Origin of the sequence: Nonomuraea sp. NPDC049421, from assembly GCF_040677005.1 — a bacterium.
GTDB classification, from domain to species: Bacteria; Actinomycetota; Actinomycetes; order Streptosporangiales; family Streptosporangiaceae; genus Nonomuraea; species Nonomuraea salmonea.
On the sequence record NZ_JBFAQA010000033.1, the window covers coordinates 67,059 to 80,883 of the forward strand.

Annotated in this window: 11 protein-coding genes; 3 read left to right on the forward strand and 8 right to left on the reverse strand. The window is 74.1% G+C overall.

From position 1 onward, the window contains the following. Positions 1 to 18 precede the first annotated feature (18 nt). On the reverse strand, positions 19 to 3,993 hold the full coding sequence (gene eccCa, locus AB0K18_RS40730) for a type VII secretion protein EccCa (RefSeq protein ID WP_364925970.1): 3,975 nt from the start codon (positions 3,991 to 3,993) through the stop codon (positions 19 to 21). A gap of 103 nt (positions 3,994 to 4,096) precedes the next feature. Between eccCa and eccD the strand changes: the two genes are divergently transcribed. Continuing rightward, positions 4,097 to 5,482: a type VII secretion integral membrane protein EccD gene (gene eccD, locus AB0K18_RS40735; RefSeq protein ID WP_364925973.1), complete on the forward strand. Its 1,386-nt coding sequence runs from the start codon at positions 4,097 to 4,099 to the stop codon at positions 5,480 to 5,482. 54 nt (positions 5,483 to 5,536) lie between these two features. Here eccD and AB0K18_RS40740 read toward each other — a convergent pair whose 3' ends face one another. Next, on the reverse strand, positions 5,537 to 6,430 hold the full coding sequence (locus AB0K18_RS40740) for a hypothetical protein (RefSeq protein WP_364925975.1): 894 nt from the start codon (positions 6,428 to 6,430) through the stop codon (positions 5,537 to 5,539). Between the two features lie 545 nt (positions 6,431 to 6,975). Here AB0K18_RS40740 and eccB point away from each other — a divergent pair. Further along, entirely contained in the window at positions 6,976 to 8,376 is a 1,401-nt protein-coding gene (eccB, locus tag AB0K18_RS40745; protein WP_364925977.1) for a type VII secretion protein EccB, read from the forward strand. 76 nt (positions 8,377 to 8,452) lie between these two features. Here the strand turns inward: eccB and AB0K18_RS40750 are convergent, their stop codons facing one another. Genes AB0K18_RS40750 through AB0K18_RS40760 form a run of 3 tightly spaced genes read right to left on the reverse strand, consistent with a single transcriptional unit; the run spans position 8,453 to position 10,821 of the window. Further along, entirely contained in the window at positions 8,453 to 9,553 is a 1,101-nt protein-coding gene (locus AB0K18_RS40750; protein WP_364925979.1) for a transglycosylase SLT domain-containing protein, read from the reverse strand. Further along, complete coding sequence (locus tag AB0K18_RS40755; protein ID WP_364925981.1) at positions 9,550 to 9,831, reverse strand: hypothetical protein; 282 nt, start codon at positions 9,829 to 9,831, stop codon at positions 9,550 to 9,552. Before AB0K18_RS40755 ends, AB0K18_RS40750 begins: the two co-directional genes overlap by 4 nt. A 15-nt stretch (positions 9,832 to 9,846) precedes the next feature. Next, positions 9,847 to 10,821, reverse strand: coding sequence for a winged helix-turn-helix domain-containing protein (locus AB0K18_RS40760; RefSeq protein ID WP_364925983.1), 975 nt, complete (start codon positions 10,819 to 10,821; stop codon positions 9,847 to 9,849). A gap of 493 nt (positions 10,822 to 11,314) precedes the next feature. Here AB0K18_RS40760 and AB0K18_RS40765 point away from each other — a divergent pair, with 493 nt between their 5' ends. Next, positions 11,315 to 11,503: a hypothetical protein gene (locus AB0K18_RS40765; RefSeq protein ID WP_355418876.1), complete on the forward strand. Its 189-nt coding sequence runs from the start codon at positions 11,315 to 11,317 to the stop codon at positions 11,501 to 11,503. 53 nt (positions 11,504 to 11,556) lie between these two features. Here the strand turns inward: AB0K18_RS40765 and AB0K18_RS40770 are convergent, their stop codons facing one another. The 3 genes from AB0K18_RS40770 to AB0K18_RS40780 form a co-directional block, all read right to left on the reverse strand. Beyond that, complete coding sequence (locus AB0K18_RS40770) at positions 11,557 to 11,826, reverse strand: hypothetical protein (RefSeq protein ID WP_364925985.1); 270 nt, start codon at positions 11,824 to 11,826, stop codon at positions 11,557 to 11,559. A 203-nt stretch (positions 11,827 to 12,029) separates the two neighbouring features. Then, the gene (locus AB0K18_RS40775) at positions 12,030 to 13,016 is read right to left on the reverse strand and encodes an endonuclease/exonuclease/phosphatase family protein (RefSeq protein WP_364925988.1); all 987 of its coding nucleotides are present in this window, start codon (positions 13,014 to 13,016) and stop codon (positions 12,030 to 12,032) included. Between the two features lie 7 nt (positions 13,017 to 13,023). Continuing rightward, positions 13,024 to 13,815, reverse strand: coding sequence for an SAM-dependent methyltransferase (locus AB0K18_RS40780; RefSeq protein WP_364925990.1), 792 nt, complete (start codon positions 13,813 to 13,815; stop codon positions 13,024 to 13,026). Positions 13,816 to 13,825: the final 10 nt, after the last annotated feature.

Below are 13,825 nucleotides of genomic sequence, written 5' to 3' on the forward strand. Positions count from 1 at the left end.
GGCGGAAGCGGGCGGGGCTCAGGACGGCAGGTAGGCGGTCTGGATGAGTTTCTCGCCCGCCCGCCGATCCACGTGAACCCCTCGCCCGGCAGGCAGCACACGAGGCCGGACGTTCCCGAAGAGCTGGCCCTCGTCGCGCGGCCCCGACAGCAGCACGGCGGGCGTGTTCATCTCCTTCAGCCGCCGCACCACGGGATCCAGCATGGCCCGCCCCGCCCCGCCCATCGCGCGCGCGAGCACGAGGTGCAGGCCGATGTCGCGGGCCTGGGGGAGCAGCTCGCCGAGCACGGACAGGGGGTTGGCGGAGGTGGCGACGAGGTCGTAGTCGTCCACGATGACGTACAGGTCCTGCCCGGTCCACCAGCTCCGGGTGCGGAGCTGCTCGGAGGTGAGGTCGGGCGGCGGCAGCCGGTCCTGGAGCACCTCCTGCACGCCCTTGAGCAGGGTCGCGGCGGCGGTGCTCGAAGCGGCGTACCCGATGCGGTGCTCGGTGTCGGTGGCGTCGAGCAGCGTACGGCGGTAGTCGATGACGATGAAGCGGGCCTGCAGCGGCGTGCGGGCGGCGGCGATGCCGCGCGCGATCACCTTCAGCAGGTTGCTCTTGCCGCTCTCGGTGTCGCCGAACACCACGAAGTGCGGGTCGGTGTCGAAGTCCAGCAGGACGGGCGCGAGCGCCGCCTCGTCGATGCCGACCGGCACGCGGGTGCCGTCGCCGGGCGGCACGGGCAGCGTGTGGGCGGGCAGCAGGGCGGGCAGCAGCCGTACGGGCGGCGCCCCCTGCTCGGGCCAGGCCGCAGCGGCCGCCTCGACCAGGGCGGACACGCCGTCGGCGAGGTCGTCCACGGTGCCGCGGCCGTCGATGCGCGGCAGCGCGGCGAGGAAGTGCAGCGCCTCGCGGGTGAGGCCGCGGCCCGGGGCACGTTCCGGCACGTTGGCGGCGGCCCGCCGGTCGATCTCGGAGTCGAAGGCGTCGCCGAGCCGCAGTTCGAGCCGGGTGCCGAGCAGGTCGCGCACGCCGGCGCGGAACTCCAGCCACCGGTTGGCGGTGCCGACGACGTGCACGCCGAAGCCGAGCCCGCGCGTGACGAGGTCGCCGAGGTCGGGTTCGAGCTGCTCGTACTCCTGGCGCAGCGTCGCCCAGCCGTCCACGACGAGGAACACGTCGCCCCAGCCGTCGCCCTCGTACCCGCCGGAGGCGACCATGCGCCGGTAGGTGGCCATGGAGTCGATGCCCCGCTCCACGAACAGCCGCTCGCGCCGCTCCAGCACGCCCCGCACCTCGGCGACGGTTCTGCGGACCGCGTCGGCGTCCAGCCGGGTGGCCACGCCGCCGACGTGCGGCAGCCCGGCCAGCGCCGAGAGCGTGCCGCCACCGAAGTCCAGGCAGTAGAACTGCACCTCCCGGGGCGTGTGGGTGAGCGCGAGCGAGGCGATGAGCGTGCGCAGCAGCGTGCTCTTGCCGGTCTGCGGCGCCCCGACGATCGCGACGTTGCCCGCCGCGCCGGACAGATCCAGCCAGTACGGATCCCGCCGCTGGTCGAACGGGCTGTCCACGATCCCCGCGACGGCGTGCAGCCGCCCGGGACGCTCCTGCGCGGTCCCGGCGGCGGTGAGCCCGTGGCGGGGCGTGGCCTCGATGCGGGGCAGCAGCCGGTCGAGCGAGGCGGGCTCCTTCAGCGGCGGCAGCCAGATCCGGTGCGCCGCGGGCCCCTGGCCGGCCAGCCGGGACACCACGATGTCGAGCAGGCTGTCCTGTTTGCCCTTGTCCTCGACGACGGGCGGCGTGTCGGCCACGGGCGGCAGCGGCACGCGTTCCGGGCCGTACCAGACGATCTTCCCGCGGTGGCCCGCGCGGGCCGACGTGGCAGGGCTCTGCGCCGCCGCCTGGTAGGGCCCCGACACGTACGCCGCCTTGAACCGCGTCATCCCGGTCGTCTCGAACATCAGGTACGCGTTGCCCGGCTCGGGCGGCAGCGAGTACGCGTCCGCCACCCCCAGCACGGCCCGGCTCTCGGCGGCGGAGAAGGTGCGCAGCCCGATCCGGTACGACAGGTGCGTGTCCAGCCCGCGCAGCCGCCCCGCCTCCAGCCGCTGGGAGGCCAGCAGCAGATGCACCCCGAGCGAACGGCCGAGCCGCCCGATCATCACGAACAGCTCGACGAACTCGGGCTTGGCCGACAGCAGCTCGCTGAACTCGTCGAGCACGATGAACAGCGTCGGCAGCGGGCTCAGCTCCGCGCCCTGCTCGCGGGCCTGCTCGTAGTCGCGCAGCGAGGCGAAGTTCCCGGCCGCGCGCAGCAGCTCCTGGCGGCGTACCAGCTCGCCGTGCAGCGCGTCGTGCATGCGGTCGACCAGCGGCAGCTCGTCCTCCAGGTTGGTGATGACGGCCGAGACGTGCGGCAGCGCGTCGAGCCCGAGGAAGGTGGCGCCGCCCTTGAAGTCGACCAGCACGAAGTTCAGCGTCTCGGACGAGTGGGTGATCGCCAGCGCGAGGACGAGCGTGCGCAGCAGCTCCGACTTGCCCGAGCCGGTCGCGCCGACCACGAGGCCGTGCGGGCCCATGCCGCCCTGGGCGGCCTCCTTGATGTCCAGCTCGACGGGCCTGCCGTCGGCGCCGAGCCCGATCGGCACCCGCAGCCGGTTGCGCACCGGGCGTGGCTGCCAGGTGGCGGCGGTGGACAGGCGGCGGGCGTCGCCGAGCCGGAGCAGGTCGGTGAGCGTGGTGTTCGTGGCGAACACGTCACGCTCCTCCTCTGGTCCGCCGGTGCCGGTCCGCATCGGCGCGAGCTGCCTGGCCAGCGCGGCGAACGCGGGCGCCGCCAGCCGGTCGGGCCGGCCCAGCGGCGTCCTGACCTCCTTGCCCAGCTCGTCCTCCGCGACCCTGACCACCTCGTCCTGAGTGACTTCCAGGCGCAGCGTGAGCTGGGCGGGCGCCTGCGGCACCCCGCCGCCCAGGTCGATCACGGTGACGCCCTCGATGACGTCGAGGCCGAGCTGGCTGCCCGGCGGCACCGTCCCTCCGTCCACCACGACCACGTGGTACGGCACCGCGTCCGCCGACATGCCCTTGCTGAAGCGCGGCCGGTCCTTCAGCTCGAACCCCAGCAGGTCGTCCAGCTCGCCCAGGTCGCCCGCCACCAGCCGCACCGGCCCCGCGCCGTCCTCCTCGGAAGGGTGCAGCGCGTGCGGCAGCCACTTGACCGGCTCCCACTCCCCGGCCCGCTCGCGGCCCGCGCACACCGAGATCCGCAGGTCGTCGGGCGCGTGCAGGGCCGCGGCCTGGGCCAGCGCGGCGCGTACGAGGTCGCGGGCCGCCACCGGATCCCCGGACACCACGACCCTGGCGAACGAGTGCAGCGCCAGCGCCACCGGCAGCCCCGGCACGGTCGCGTGCGTGCGGACGAACCGGCGCAGCGCCCCCGCCGTCAGCGGGTCGAGGTCCTCGACGGGACGGGTCTCCGGCGGGATGAGCGGCAGCGCCAGCCGCTGCGCCGAGGTGGCGATCCTGACCTGCGCGAAGTCGTCGTCGCGGGGCCGGCGCTCCCAGAGCCTGCTGGTCATCACCAGCGACCACAGCGCGGCCGGGTCGGGGTGGCTCCAGGTCATGGCGCGGCGCTGCTGCGCGGCGGCCGTACGGACGCGTTTCCTGACCTGCTCCAGGTAGCGGTAGTAGTCGCGGCGCAGGCCGTTGAGCTGGTTGCGCCGCTCGCCGGCGTTGCGCATGATCTGGCCGACGCTCATGCCGATCATGGAGACCGCGAACAGGCCGCCGGAGACCAGCATGATCGGGTTGCTCGCCGACCCGCCGGTGAACATCAGCGCCATCGCGCCCGCCCCGGCGATCATCGGCAGGTACGTCAGCAGCTGCGTCAGCCCGCCGCCCGTGACCGTCTCGGGGATCTCCGGCGGTGGCTCCAGGAGCACCTCGCCCCCCGGAGGCTCCGGCGGCCTGCGCCGCTCGGGCCTGCGTACCACGATCAGGCTCCCGCTCACCGGCCCCATGAAAGCCCCTGACGTAGGGATATGTCGGATATTTCAAAATTCCTAGACGTGTCACGGCCGCCGCCGGAGAAGTCCGCTCCCTACACTCGTCCGGGTGAGCGCCACCGGAACCGACCTGTGCCGGGTCACCGTCGTGACCCCGCGCGGCTTCCTGGACCTCGGCCTGCCGCCGGACATCCCGCTCGGCAACCTGCTGCCGACCGTGCTGCGCATCGCCGGCGACGGGCTGGCCGAGGCGGGCCTCGCGCACGGCGGCTGGGCGCTGCAGCGGCTCGGCGGGCCGCCGTTCGACCCCGGCGTCACCCTCGCGGAGCTGCAGGTCCACGACGGCGAGTTGCTGCACCTGCGCCCGCGCGGCCACGAGCTGCCCGAGCCCGTCTTCGACGACGTGGCCGACGCCGTCGCCACCGGCGTCATCGAGCGCACCGGGCGCTGGCAGCCCGCCGTCACCAGGACCTACGGCCTGCGCGCCGCCGCCTGCCTGCTCGCGCTCGGCGCCGCCGCGCCGCCGCTCGCGGGGCCGCCGTGGACGCCCGCCGCCCTGGTCGCGGGCGTCGTCGCGGTGCTGCTGCTGGTGGTGGCCGTGGCGCTGTCGCGCGCGCTGGGCGACCACCGGTCAGGCGCGGTCATCGGGTACGCCGCCCTGCCCTACGGCTTCGTCGCCGGCCTGGTCGCGCCCGCCTCGGGCCCGTCCGTGCTGCAGCCGGACAACCTGCTGGCCGCCTGCGGCGTGACGCTCATGCTGGCCACCGCCACCGGGTTCGCGGTGGCGCAGGGGCTGCCCGGCTTCCTCGGCATCGCCGCCGCCGCGCTCTGCGGGCTGCTCGGCTGCGGGGTCGTCATGGCGTTCGGACTGCCCGCGGCGGGATTGGCGGCGGTGCTGGCCGCGCTCGCCGTGGGGCTCACCACGGTCATCCCCTCGCTGTCGTTCCGGCTGGCCGGCATGCCGCTGCCCGCGCTGCCCACCACGCCGGAGGAGCTGCGGCGCGAGAGCGGCGACCTCGACGGTGAGCTCGTCATCGACAAGACCGTGGCCGCCGACCGCTTCTGCGCCGGCCTGCTCGGCACGGTGGCGCTGGTCGTGCTCGGCGCGCAGGCGCTGCTGGTGCTGGAGGGCACGTGGGCGGCGCTGGTGATGAGCGGCGCGCTGTCGCTGTCGCTGCTCATGCGGGCCCGCGTCTTCGAGGGACGCGGCCAGCGGGCCTGGCTGCTGTCGGCGACCCTGGCCGGCGTCGCGCTGCCCGCCGCAGGAGCCGTGCTGACCGCCGGTGACGCCCTGCTGCTGTACGGGATCGTCCCCGGCCTGGCGGTGCTGGCCCTCGGGGTGACCGGCACGGCGCTGTGGCTGGCCACCGCGCGGCCGTCGCCGTTCTGGGGGCGGGTGGGCGACATCTTCGACATCCTGCTGATGATCGCCCTCATCCCGCTCGCGCTGGCCGTCATGGACCTGTACGAGACCATCCGCGGCCTGGTCAGCTGACCCCCGCCGAACGATCAGAGGAGCGTCTGGAACATGTACTGGCGGTGTGCGCTCCTAGTCCGGGTGCGGCGCCCGGACACCGGGAAGCAGTTCGAGCCGCAGGTCGTCGCCCGGCGTGAGGACGAAGGTGCGGCTCTCCCCGTTCCGCACCTGCTCCTTGGTCACGACCGGCAGCAGGTAGTAGCGGTCCTCGCGGCTGAGCAGCAGGCGGAGGCCGGTGTAGAGGTAGCGGTACTTGCCGGATTTGATCGCCTGGCGCGTCACCCCCGGGGCGTTCAGCGCGAGCGCGTCCTTGGCGTAGAGCGCCACCTGGGTCCGGTAGGGCAGGTTGGCGGCCATCTCCTCCGCCTTCCGCCTGCCCTGCTCCTGGGCGTACACGAAGACCCCCCAGAGCAGGCAGAACGCCGAGGCGACTACGCCGACCGCGAAGGTGATGCCGCTTCCCCTCCTCCTGCGGGCCGGCCAGGTCAGCAGCAGAGGACCCGCGACGGCCGGGGCGAGGACCAGATAGATGCCGATCTGGTGCCGGGTCAGAGCGACGACGGCGAGGACCAGCCCCGCGAGAGTGAGCACGGCGCCGGCGAACCTGGCGTCGGTCGCGACCCGCACGACCCTCCTGCGCCGCAGCCGGCCGATCCCGTGCCGGACCCGCCGGGGCAGCAGCCGCGCGAGCTCGGCGCGGTGAACGACGGCGGCGAACGCGAGAGGAGCGAGCACCAGCCACGGCAGCAGATCGGCCGAGAAGACACTCAGGCTGTGCAGGATGTACTCGTCGGCGCCGAATCGCACGTCGGTCGGCCGCACGTCGAACGTCGTCAGGAAGCCGTCGAGGTAGGCCCACCCCATGTAGAGGAGCACGGCGGCGCTGATCGTGAGCAGCATGGTGATCAGGCTGATGACGTCGACGGGGCGCGGTCCTGGGCCGCTCCCTTCCACCGGTTCCGGCATGCGCGACCGTCAGGGGCCGGAGGTCTCGGGCGGCGGCTCGGGAGCCGGCTCCGACGGCGGCGGCTCCGGACCGCGCTCCGACGGCGGCGGCTCAGAACCGGGGTCCGGGCCGGGGTCGGTGGCCGTGGGCTCAGGCACCGGGAGCGTGGGACCACCGCGTGGCGACCTGCGCACCGGAGGGCAGGCGGCCGGCGCGTCGTCTCCACCGCCCGTGGGGCACGGCCGGCTCCCGGAGCCAGGGGGTTCGCCCGTGGACCGGTCTGGGCCATCGCTCCCGGAATCCTCAGAGGAGTCCGTGCCGTCCACGGTCGCGGGACCGCTGGCGGGCGGGCTCGCGGGAGCGTCCCCGCCGGTGGTCGCGCACGCGCAGAGCGCCCACGTCAGGAGCCCGGCCAGCAGCGGCGCACGCAGCCCGCCGGACGCCTTCCTCGATGCATCCACTCAGCCGACGATAGACAACCATGAGTATGCGAACCACCACAGTACGTTCGTGCGGCACTATTCACCTCGTAATCGGCCGATTCATGCTGCTGTGGGGGGCGTGAGTGCACAGCCAGCGTGACCTTTACCAGGCGTATCGCCTCACCGTGCAGCGCATCGGCCTGGCGCTGCTGCGTGCCCAGCCCAACCAGCCGGAGTGGCCGCTGCGCCGCCAGACCATCGGGTTCCTCGCCGGGATCATGGTGGCGGTGCTGCTCTGCGTCGGCTTCGCCGTGTACGGGCTGCTGCGGCCCGGGGGCACCAAGTCCCTGGAGGAGCCCGGCACGCTGATCATCGAGCGCGAGACCGGCGCCCGCTACGTCTACAGCCACGACCAGCGCCGCCTCGTCCCCGTCGCCAACTACGCCTCCGCCCGGCTCGTCCTGGCGGCCGGGCAGGTCAAGGAGCGGGTCGTGGCGCGCGAGGCACTCACCGCGTACGAGCGGGGCGTGCCCATCGGCATCCCCGGCGCGCCCGACTCGCTGCCCGACCCCGCGCACCTGGCCCGCGGCCCCTGGTCGGCCTGCGTGCAGGAGCGGGCCGAGCCGACCGGGCGCAAGCCGTACATGACGCTCGTCGCCGGGCGTGACGTCGGCGGCACGCCGGTCGCCGAGGGGAGCGCGCTGCTGGTGGACGTCGGCGGGCAGCGGTGGGCCGTCTGGCGCGGCACCCGCATGCGCGTGCCCGCCGGCATCGCCCGCGGGCTCACCGCCGCCGACCCCGCGCCCGTCCCGGTGACCTGGCTGAACGCGCTGCCCGAAGGCCCTGACCTGGCCGCCCCCGCGATCAGCGGGCGCGGCCGGCCGGTCACCGGGCCCGGCGGTGAGGCCGCCGCCGTGGGGCAGGTGTTCCGCGCGGGCGCCGTCGCGGGCGGCCAGGCCCGCTGGTACGTCCAGCTCGGCGACGGCCTCGCCCCCGTCACCCAGGCCCAGGCGGCGCTGCTGCTCAGCGACCCGGCCAGCAGGGCCGCGTACGGGGGCGGCGCGGTCAGGGAGATCCCCGTGGACGCCGCCACCGCCAACGCCGCGCCCCGCTCCCGCACCACCTTGCCCGCCGACGGGCTGCCCGCCACGATGCCGGAGATGACGGCGTACGACCCCGCTCGCCCGCTCTGCGTGGTCTACGCGGAGACGGCCACCGGCTCCACCCGCGTCCGCCTCACCACCGGCGCCCGGCTCCCCGCGCCGCGCGGCGACGCCACCGATCTCGTCCGCCTCCCGCCGGGCCGTGCCGTGCTGGCCGGTGTGCTGCCCGGCGACGGCCAGCTCGGGGCCGTGCGCTCCTACTACCTGATCACCCAGGAGGGCCGCCGCTACGCCGTGCCGGGCAAGGAGGCGCTGAGCAAGCTCGGCTACGCCACCACGCAGGCCACCCCGGTGCCCCTGAACCTGCTCCAGCTCATCCCGGAGGGCCCGGTCCTGGATCCGGCCCGCGCCGCCAGGCCGGCCCTCGAAGACCCTCATTAGCCACCGCGGCTCGCCGCCCCTCAACGGCTCCGTCGGCCCCCGTCGGCCCCCGCCGGCCCCCGAACGGTCCCGTGGGTCAGTAGCCGCGGTACCCGGTGCCGGTCTTCATGCCGACGACGCCGGGGACGTTCGAGACCGAGCCGTAGCGGTCGATGGCGTAGCGGACGCCGGCGATGATGTTGTCCACCGGGTTGTAGATGTCGTCGTGGCCGGGCAGCTTGTGGCGCTGGAAGGTCGGGTCGATCGTCTGCATGAGCCCCTTGGACGGGGTGCCCTTGGCGGCGTTGGAGTCCCAGTTGTTGATGGCGTGGGGGTTCCCGCCCGACTCGTGCTTGATGATCATATAGATGTCGTTCGGGTGCATCTTGTCGGCCGGATAGCCGTGCGCCTTGAGGATCTCGACGGCCTGGTTGATCCAGCCGGCCACCTGACCCTGGGGCGCGGGGCCGCCGCCGGGCGGTGGCGGGCCGCTGGGGCCGTAGCCGCCGAACCCGCCCGTGGTGCCGCCGTGCCCCCCTGCGCCGGTGCCGTGCCCGGCGAGCGAGGTGCCGCCTCCGTCGCCGCGCGACGCCGGTGACCAGCCGAGCGGCTGCCCGGCGCGGGGCGCGAACGGCTGGGCGTCCGGCTCCGGCACGGTCGCGGCCACGTCGGGGATCCCCGCGGTGGCGGTGGTGATCTTGCCCGCCAGGCTCGACAGCGTGGACCCGGTCTCGGTGACCAGCCGCTGCAGGATGCCGCGGGCCTCGTTCAGCGCGGGGGCGGCGCTCCGCGTCAGCTGCTCCTCCGTGGGCGGCGGGGTGGCGGCGCGCAGCTCTCGTACGGCGGAGGCGTACCCCTGGCAGACCTCCAGCGCCTGTGACTCGGCCGTGCGCAGCGTCTCGGCGGCCGAGTCGAGGTGACCGGCGGCCTCCTCCAGCGCCTGCGCCACCCGGTCACCGGCGCGCGTCAGCGTGCTCATGTACCCGGCGAACGCCTCGGCGCTGCCGCCCTGCCAGGCCGTCCGCACGTCACCGGCGGCGGTGGCCAGCGCACCGGTGTGCTGCCGCGCCGTACTCGCCGCCGCCCGCCACGCACCGGCCGCCGCGGCGACAGCCCCCGGATCTCCGATGAGCCGCTCCGCCAGCCCGGCCAGCTCAGCCCCGCCCGGCACCGACCTGACCTCGTCGAGCACGCTCACCTTCTGACCGCCTGGGCGTCGGCGGCGGTGTAGGTGCGGTCGATGGCGTCCAGGGTGCGGTCCATCGCCTCCAGGCGGCTGCCCAGCGTCCTGCTCGCCTGCTCGGCGGCGCCGCGCAGGCCGGCGGTCGCCGTCGCGAGCGCCTCCGAGCCGGAGACGGCGCCGAAGGCCGCCGCCCCGGGGACGGCCGCGCCGACCAGGCCGGAGAAGGCCCCCGAGGCCGACTTCGCCGCCGCGCCGCAGCCCTCCAGCGCCTCGCGGTGGAACGTGAGCGCCATCGGTTCCCTCCTTCCTCAGCGCCGGAACAGCTCCAGCAGCTCCTCGGCCCGGTGGGTGCGGGCGATCCACACCTCGCGCCCCCGGCGCTCCCTCGTGATCAGCCGTCCGGCGCGCAGCCGGTCGCAGTGGTACGTCAGCCCGCTGGGCGCGATCTTCATGTCGGTCGCCAGCATGGACATGGTCATGGGCTGGTCCAGCGCGCAGAGCAGGTCGGCGCGGACCGGCCCGACCAGCGCGGACAGCTCGTCCACCGCGGGCGCGACGGGCCGCCGCCACAGCGAGTCGGCCCCGGGCAGCGGGTAGGCGATCCAGACGGCGTCGGGGTCGTCCAGGCCGATGATGAGCGCGTCCCGTCCGGCCAGCATCGGCACCAGCACGATCCGCCGGTCGCCCAGCTCGTACGTGCCGGCGCCCACGTCGGAGACGACCAGCCCGCGCTCGCCGTACACCATGCGGTCGCTGATCGCGCCGAGCAGCAGTTCAGGCCCGCCGCGCACGGTCGTCACCCCGACCCGCTCGACCTCCCTGTCCAGCAGCGGGCGGGCCCGCTTCCACAGGGGTTCCGTGGCGTTCCAGACGTCGGCCAGGGCGCTGGCGTACCCGCGCAGCCAGTGGCCGGGCCGGTCGGCGGCCGCGCGCCAGTGCGGGGGCGGCGCGCCGGGCCCGTACGTGCGCTCCAGGTCCTTGACCAGGGCGTCGGGCGGCAGGTCCTGCAGGGCGGTGATCTGGGCCTGCACGGAGACGTCGCCGCCGGCGGGGGAGCGCGGCACCAGGCTGTCGGGCGCGAGCGTGGTCCCGGGAGCGGACAGGGGACGTACGGCCTCGTGGCCGAGCGGGCCGACCCGCGCGCCGACCGCCCGCCGCCAGAGCTCGGGCAGGCCGCGGCGGCGGCCGGCGAGCGCGTCGGCGATCATGGCGAGCGCGGTGAGGTTGGTCGAGATCGAGATGGAGAGCTGCGGTGCGGAGCCGATGATCAGCTCGCTCCGCACATTGGTCCTTGTTACTTGGGCCCCCACAGGTAGGAACTGTAGACAGGGAAGACATCGCCGGAGGAATGCTTCAACGAAGCTCGAAACATCAATAAAGCGGGCGATTCACGGGACTAAGTGCCGCTCGTTCCGGCGGCGTCCGACCAGTGGTCAAATGATCTTCATCGGGTGCTCTCTCGCAAAGGCGGCTTATTCGCTGCGCGAAACTACGCCCCCTCGCTAACTGCTGCCTTAAAAGTGGCTTACAACCCCCGTTGCGGCATACGTCCCATAGGCTGCGGGCGCCTCCTCACACTCCGGACGCACCGGCGGAACGCGTTTCTTGCACCGAGACCAAAAGACCGACCACCGCGTGATGCCTTTTTCCACCGCCACCCGGCAGGCTGGTGGCAGCGGGCACCGCAGGGATGGAAGGCTTCCGGCAACCGCCCCGGTCCTCCTGCGAACGGGCGGCCGGGGCGGAGCCCGCATCGCACCGAGAGGAGTGCTGCAGATGACACAAGACGCCGGCCGCGTCGCGGCGAAGCGCATCAACGACCACGTGGAGGTCATCCACGTGGATCACCCGGACGTGGTCCTGGAAGTACCTCGCCGCGACTGGGAGGCGTTCACCGCGGCCGTCAAGTCGGGGGCGTACGACCTCGACGTGCTCCCCCGAGTGGCCGAGGAGAGCGCGGCCTGACCTTCCGCAGCACGACGGCGCCCGCTCCCACCAGGGGGGCGGGCGCTCCGCTGTCAGTGGCGGCCGGTCCAGTACGCCTTCGCGCGCTCCCAGGCCGCCGCGCCGACCGCCCGGCCGAGCGCCCGGCCCTCGAAGTGGATGCCGCCGTACCGGCGCGACAGGCCGGCCTCCTCGGCGGCGGCGCTGAACGTGCTCCAGCGCAGCGTCACGTCACTGGCGGGCGTCACCCCGGGCTCCACCAGCGACGACCCGGCGGCGACCACCGCCCGCCCGCCGAAGGAGGCGACCCGGCCCCAGTGCGGCGCCAGGAACGGCGGCGTCACCAGGTTGCCTGCCGCGTTGACGTAGGTGAGCGGCGCCCACCGGCCGGGCTGGGCGAGCGTGGTCAGCGGCTCGACGGGTCGACCGCCCGCGCCACCATGGGCGGGCCGAGCGTGCGTAAGCGTCTGAGCATCAGGAGACGATCCCGTGTTCGAACATGTATTCGAGCTGTCTTCGGGGTGGCATCGCCCTATCCCGGAACGGCTCAGGGCAGCTGCAGCTCGGCGAACACGCCGCGATGGTCGGTCCCGGGAACGTCCAGCACCTCGAAGTCGCGCACCGCCACCCGCCGGTCCGCCACGACGTGGTCGATGGCGATGATCGGCGGCATCGGCCGGAAGTTCGGCCACGTGGGCGTGAGCCCCTGGCCGAGCTGGTCGGCGGCGTCCACGTACCCCCTGGCCAGCAGCTCGCGGAAGGGGCGGTGGTCCAGGCCGGCGTTGAAGTCGCCGGCCAGCACCCGCACCACCGACGGCGAGGGGCCGGGCAGGGCGCGCAGGGACGCCTTCCACTCCTGCTCCTTGCGGCCCAGCGGCGGGTTGGGGTGCACGGAGACGACTTCCAGGCGGCTGCCGCCGGGCAGCGTCAGGGCGGCGGCCGGCATGTTGTGGCCGATCGGCGTGAACAGGCCGGTCAGCTCCGTGACCGGATGCCGGGCGTAGATGCCGCTGCCGCTCACGTCGGCCTCCGCCTGCAGCACCCGGTACGGCAGGAGCCCGCGCAGCCCGGCCGTGTCGAGCCGGTCCGCCTCGGCGTGGGTCAGCTCGGGGGCACTGAAGACGTCCACGTCGTAGCGGCGGACGGCGTCCACCACGGCGGCGGCGTCCGCCCGGCCGAACAGGTTGATCGACAGCACCCGCAGCGTCGCGCCCCTGGCGGGCGGCTGCTCGGCGGCCACCGTACGCGGCGCCACCAGCGCGATCATCGTCACGCACGCCAGCGCGGCCACCAGCGCCGCCCACCGGTTGCGGCGCAGCAGCGCCACGGCCGCGGTCAGCGCAGCCAGAACCACGCCGTACGGGGTGACGGTCATGAGCTGCGCCTCGAACGAGCCGCGCTCCCACCCGAAGGTACGGACGAGCGCCCACAACGCCAGCAGCACGGCCGCCGTCCACGTCATCCACCTGCGGCGCCGCCGCGGCGCCGGCAGTTCGTCGGCCGCGGGCGGCTCGGCGGTGACCGTCGTCCTCACGTCGTCGTCAGCGCTTGCGGCCGACCCCGGCGTACATCCAGGCCGGCTCGTCGGGGAAGAGCGGCGTCTCGCGCCACTTCGACACCGCCACCAGCCCGGGCTCCAGCAGGTCGAACCCGTCGAAGTAGCGGGAGATCTGCTCGCCGGTGCGCGGCGTCCTGTGCATGGCCTGCGAGCTCGTGGCGGCCACGTAGTCGTCGGCCGTCCGCTTGTCGATCAGGTCGAGCGTCAGGTGGCTCAGCACCAGGTAGCTGCCCGCCGGCAGCGCCTGCGTGTACGCCTTGACCAGGCCCTCAGGGTCGTCGGCGTCGGAGATGTGCATGAGGATCGCCACCATGACGAGCGCGACCGGCTGGGTGAAGTCGAGTGTGGCCAGCGTGTCGGGGTGCTCCAGGATCGTGCGCGGCTCGCGGACGTCGGCCTCGAGGTAGGCCGTGCGCCCCTCGGGCGTGCTGGTCAGCAGCGCCCTGGCGTGCGCCATCACGATGGGGTCGTTGTCGACGTAGACCACCCTCGACTCGGGCGCCTCCGCCTGCGCGATCTCGTGCGTGTTGCCCTGGCTGGGGATGCCCGTGCCCAGGTCGAGGAACTGCCGGACGCCGAGACCGCTGAGATGGCGCACGGCCCGGCCGAGGAAGGCCCGGTTGTTCCTGGCGCTCTCGCGGATGCCCGGCACGGCGGCCATCGTCTGCTCGGCCACCCGGCGATCGGCCTCGAAGTTGTCCTTGCCGCCGAGCCAATAGTCGTAGACCCGGGCGGAGTGAGGGATGTTCGGGTTGATGCCGTGTGGTGCGCTCACATGGACGATC

Excerpts from the sequence above, each read along its gene's own strand:
- AB0K18_RS40765 (WP_355418876.1), top strand. The coding sequence starts at position 11,315 with ATGACACAAGACGCCGGCCGCGTCGCGGCGAAGCGCATCAACGACCAC.
- AB0K18_RS40740 (WP_364925975.1), bottom strand. The coding sequence starts at position 6,430 with ATGCCGGAACCGGTGGAAGGGAGCGGCCCAGGACCGCGCCCCGTCGAC.
- AB0K18_RS40755 (WP_364925981.1), bottom strand. The coding sequence starts at position 9,831 with ATGGCGCTCACGTTCCACCGCGAGGCGCTGGAGGGCTGCGGCGCGGCG.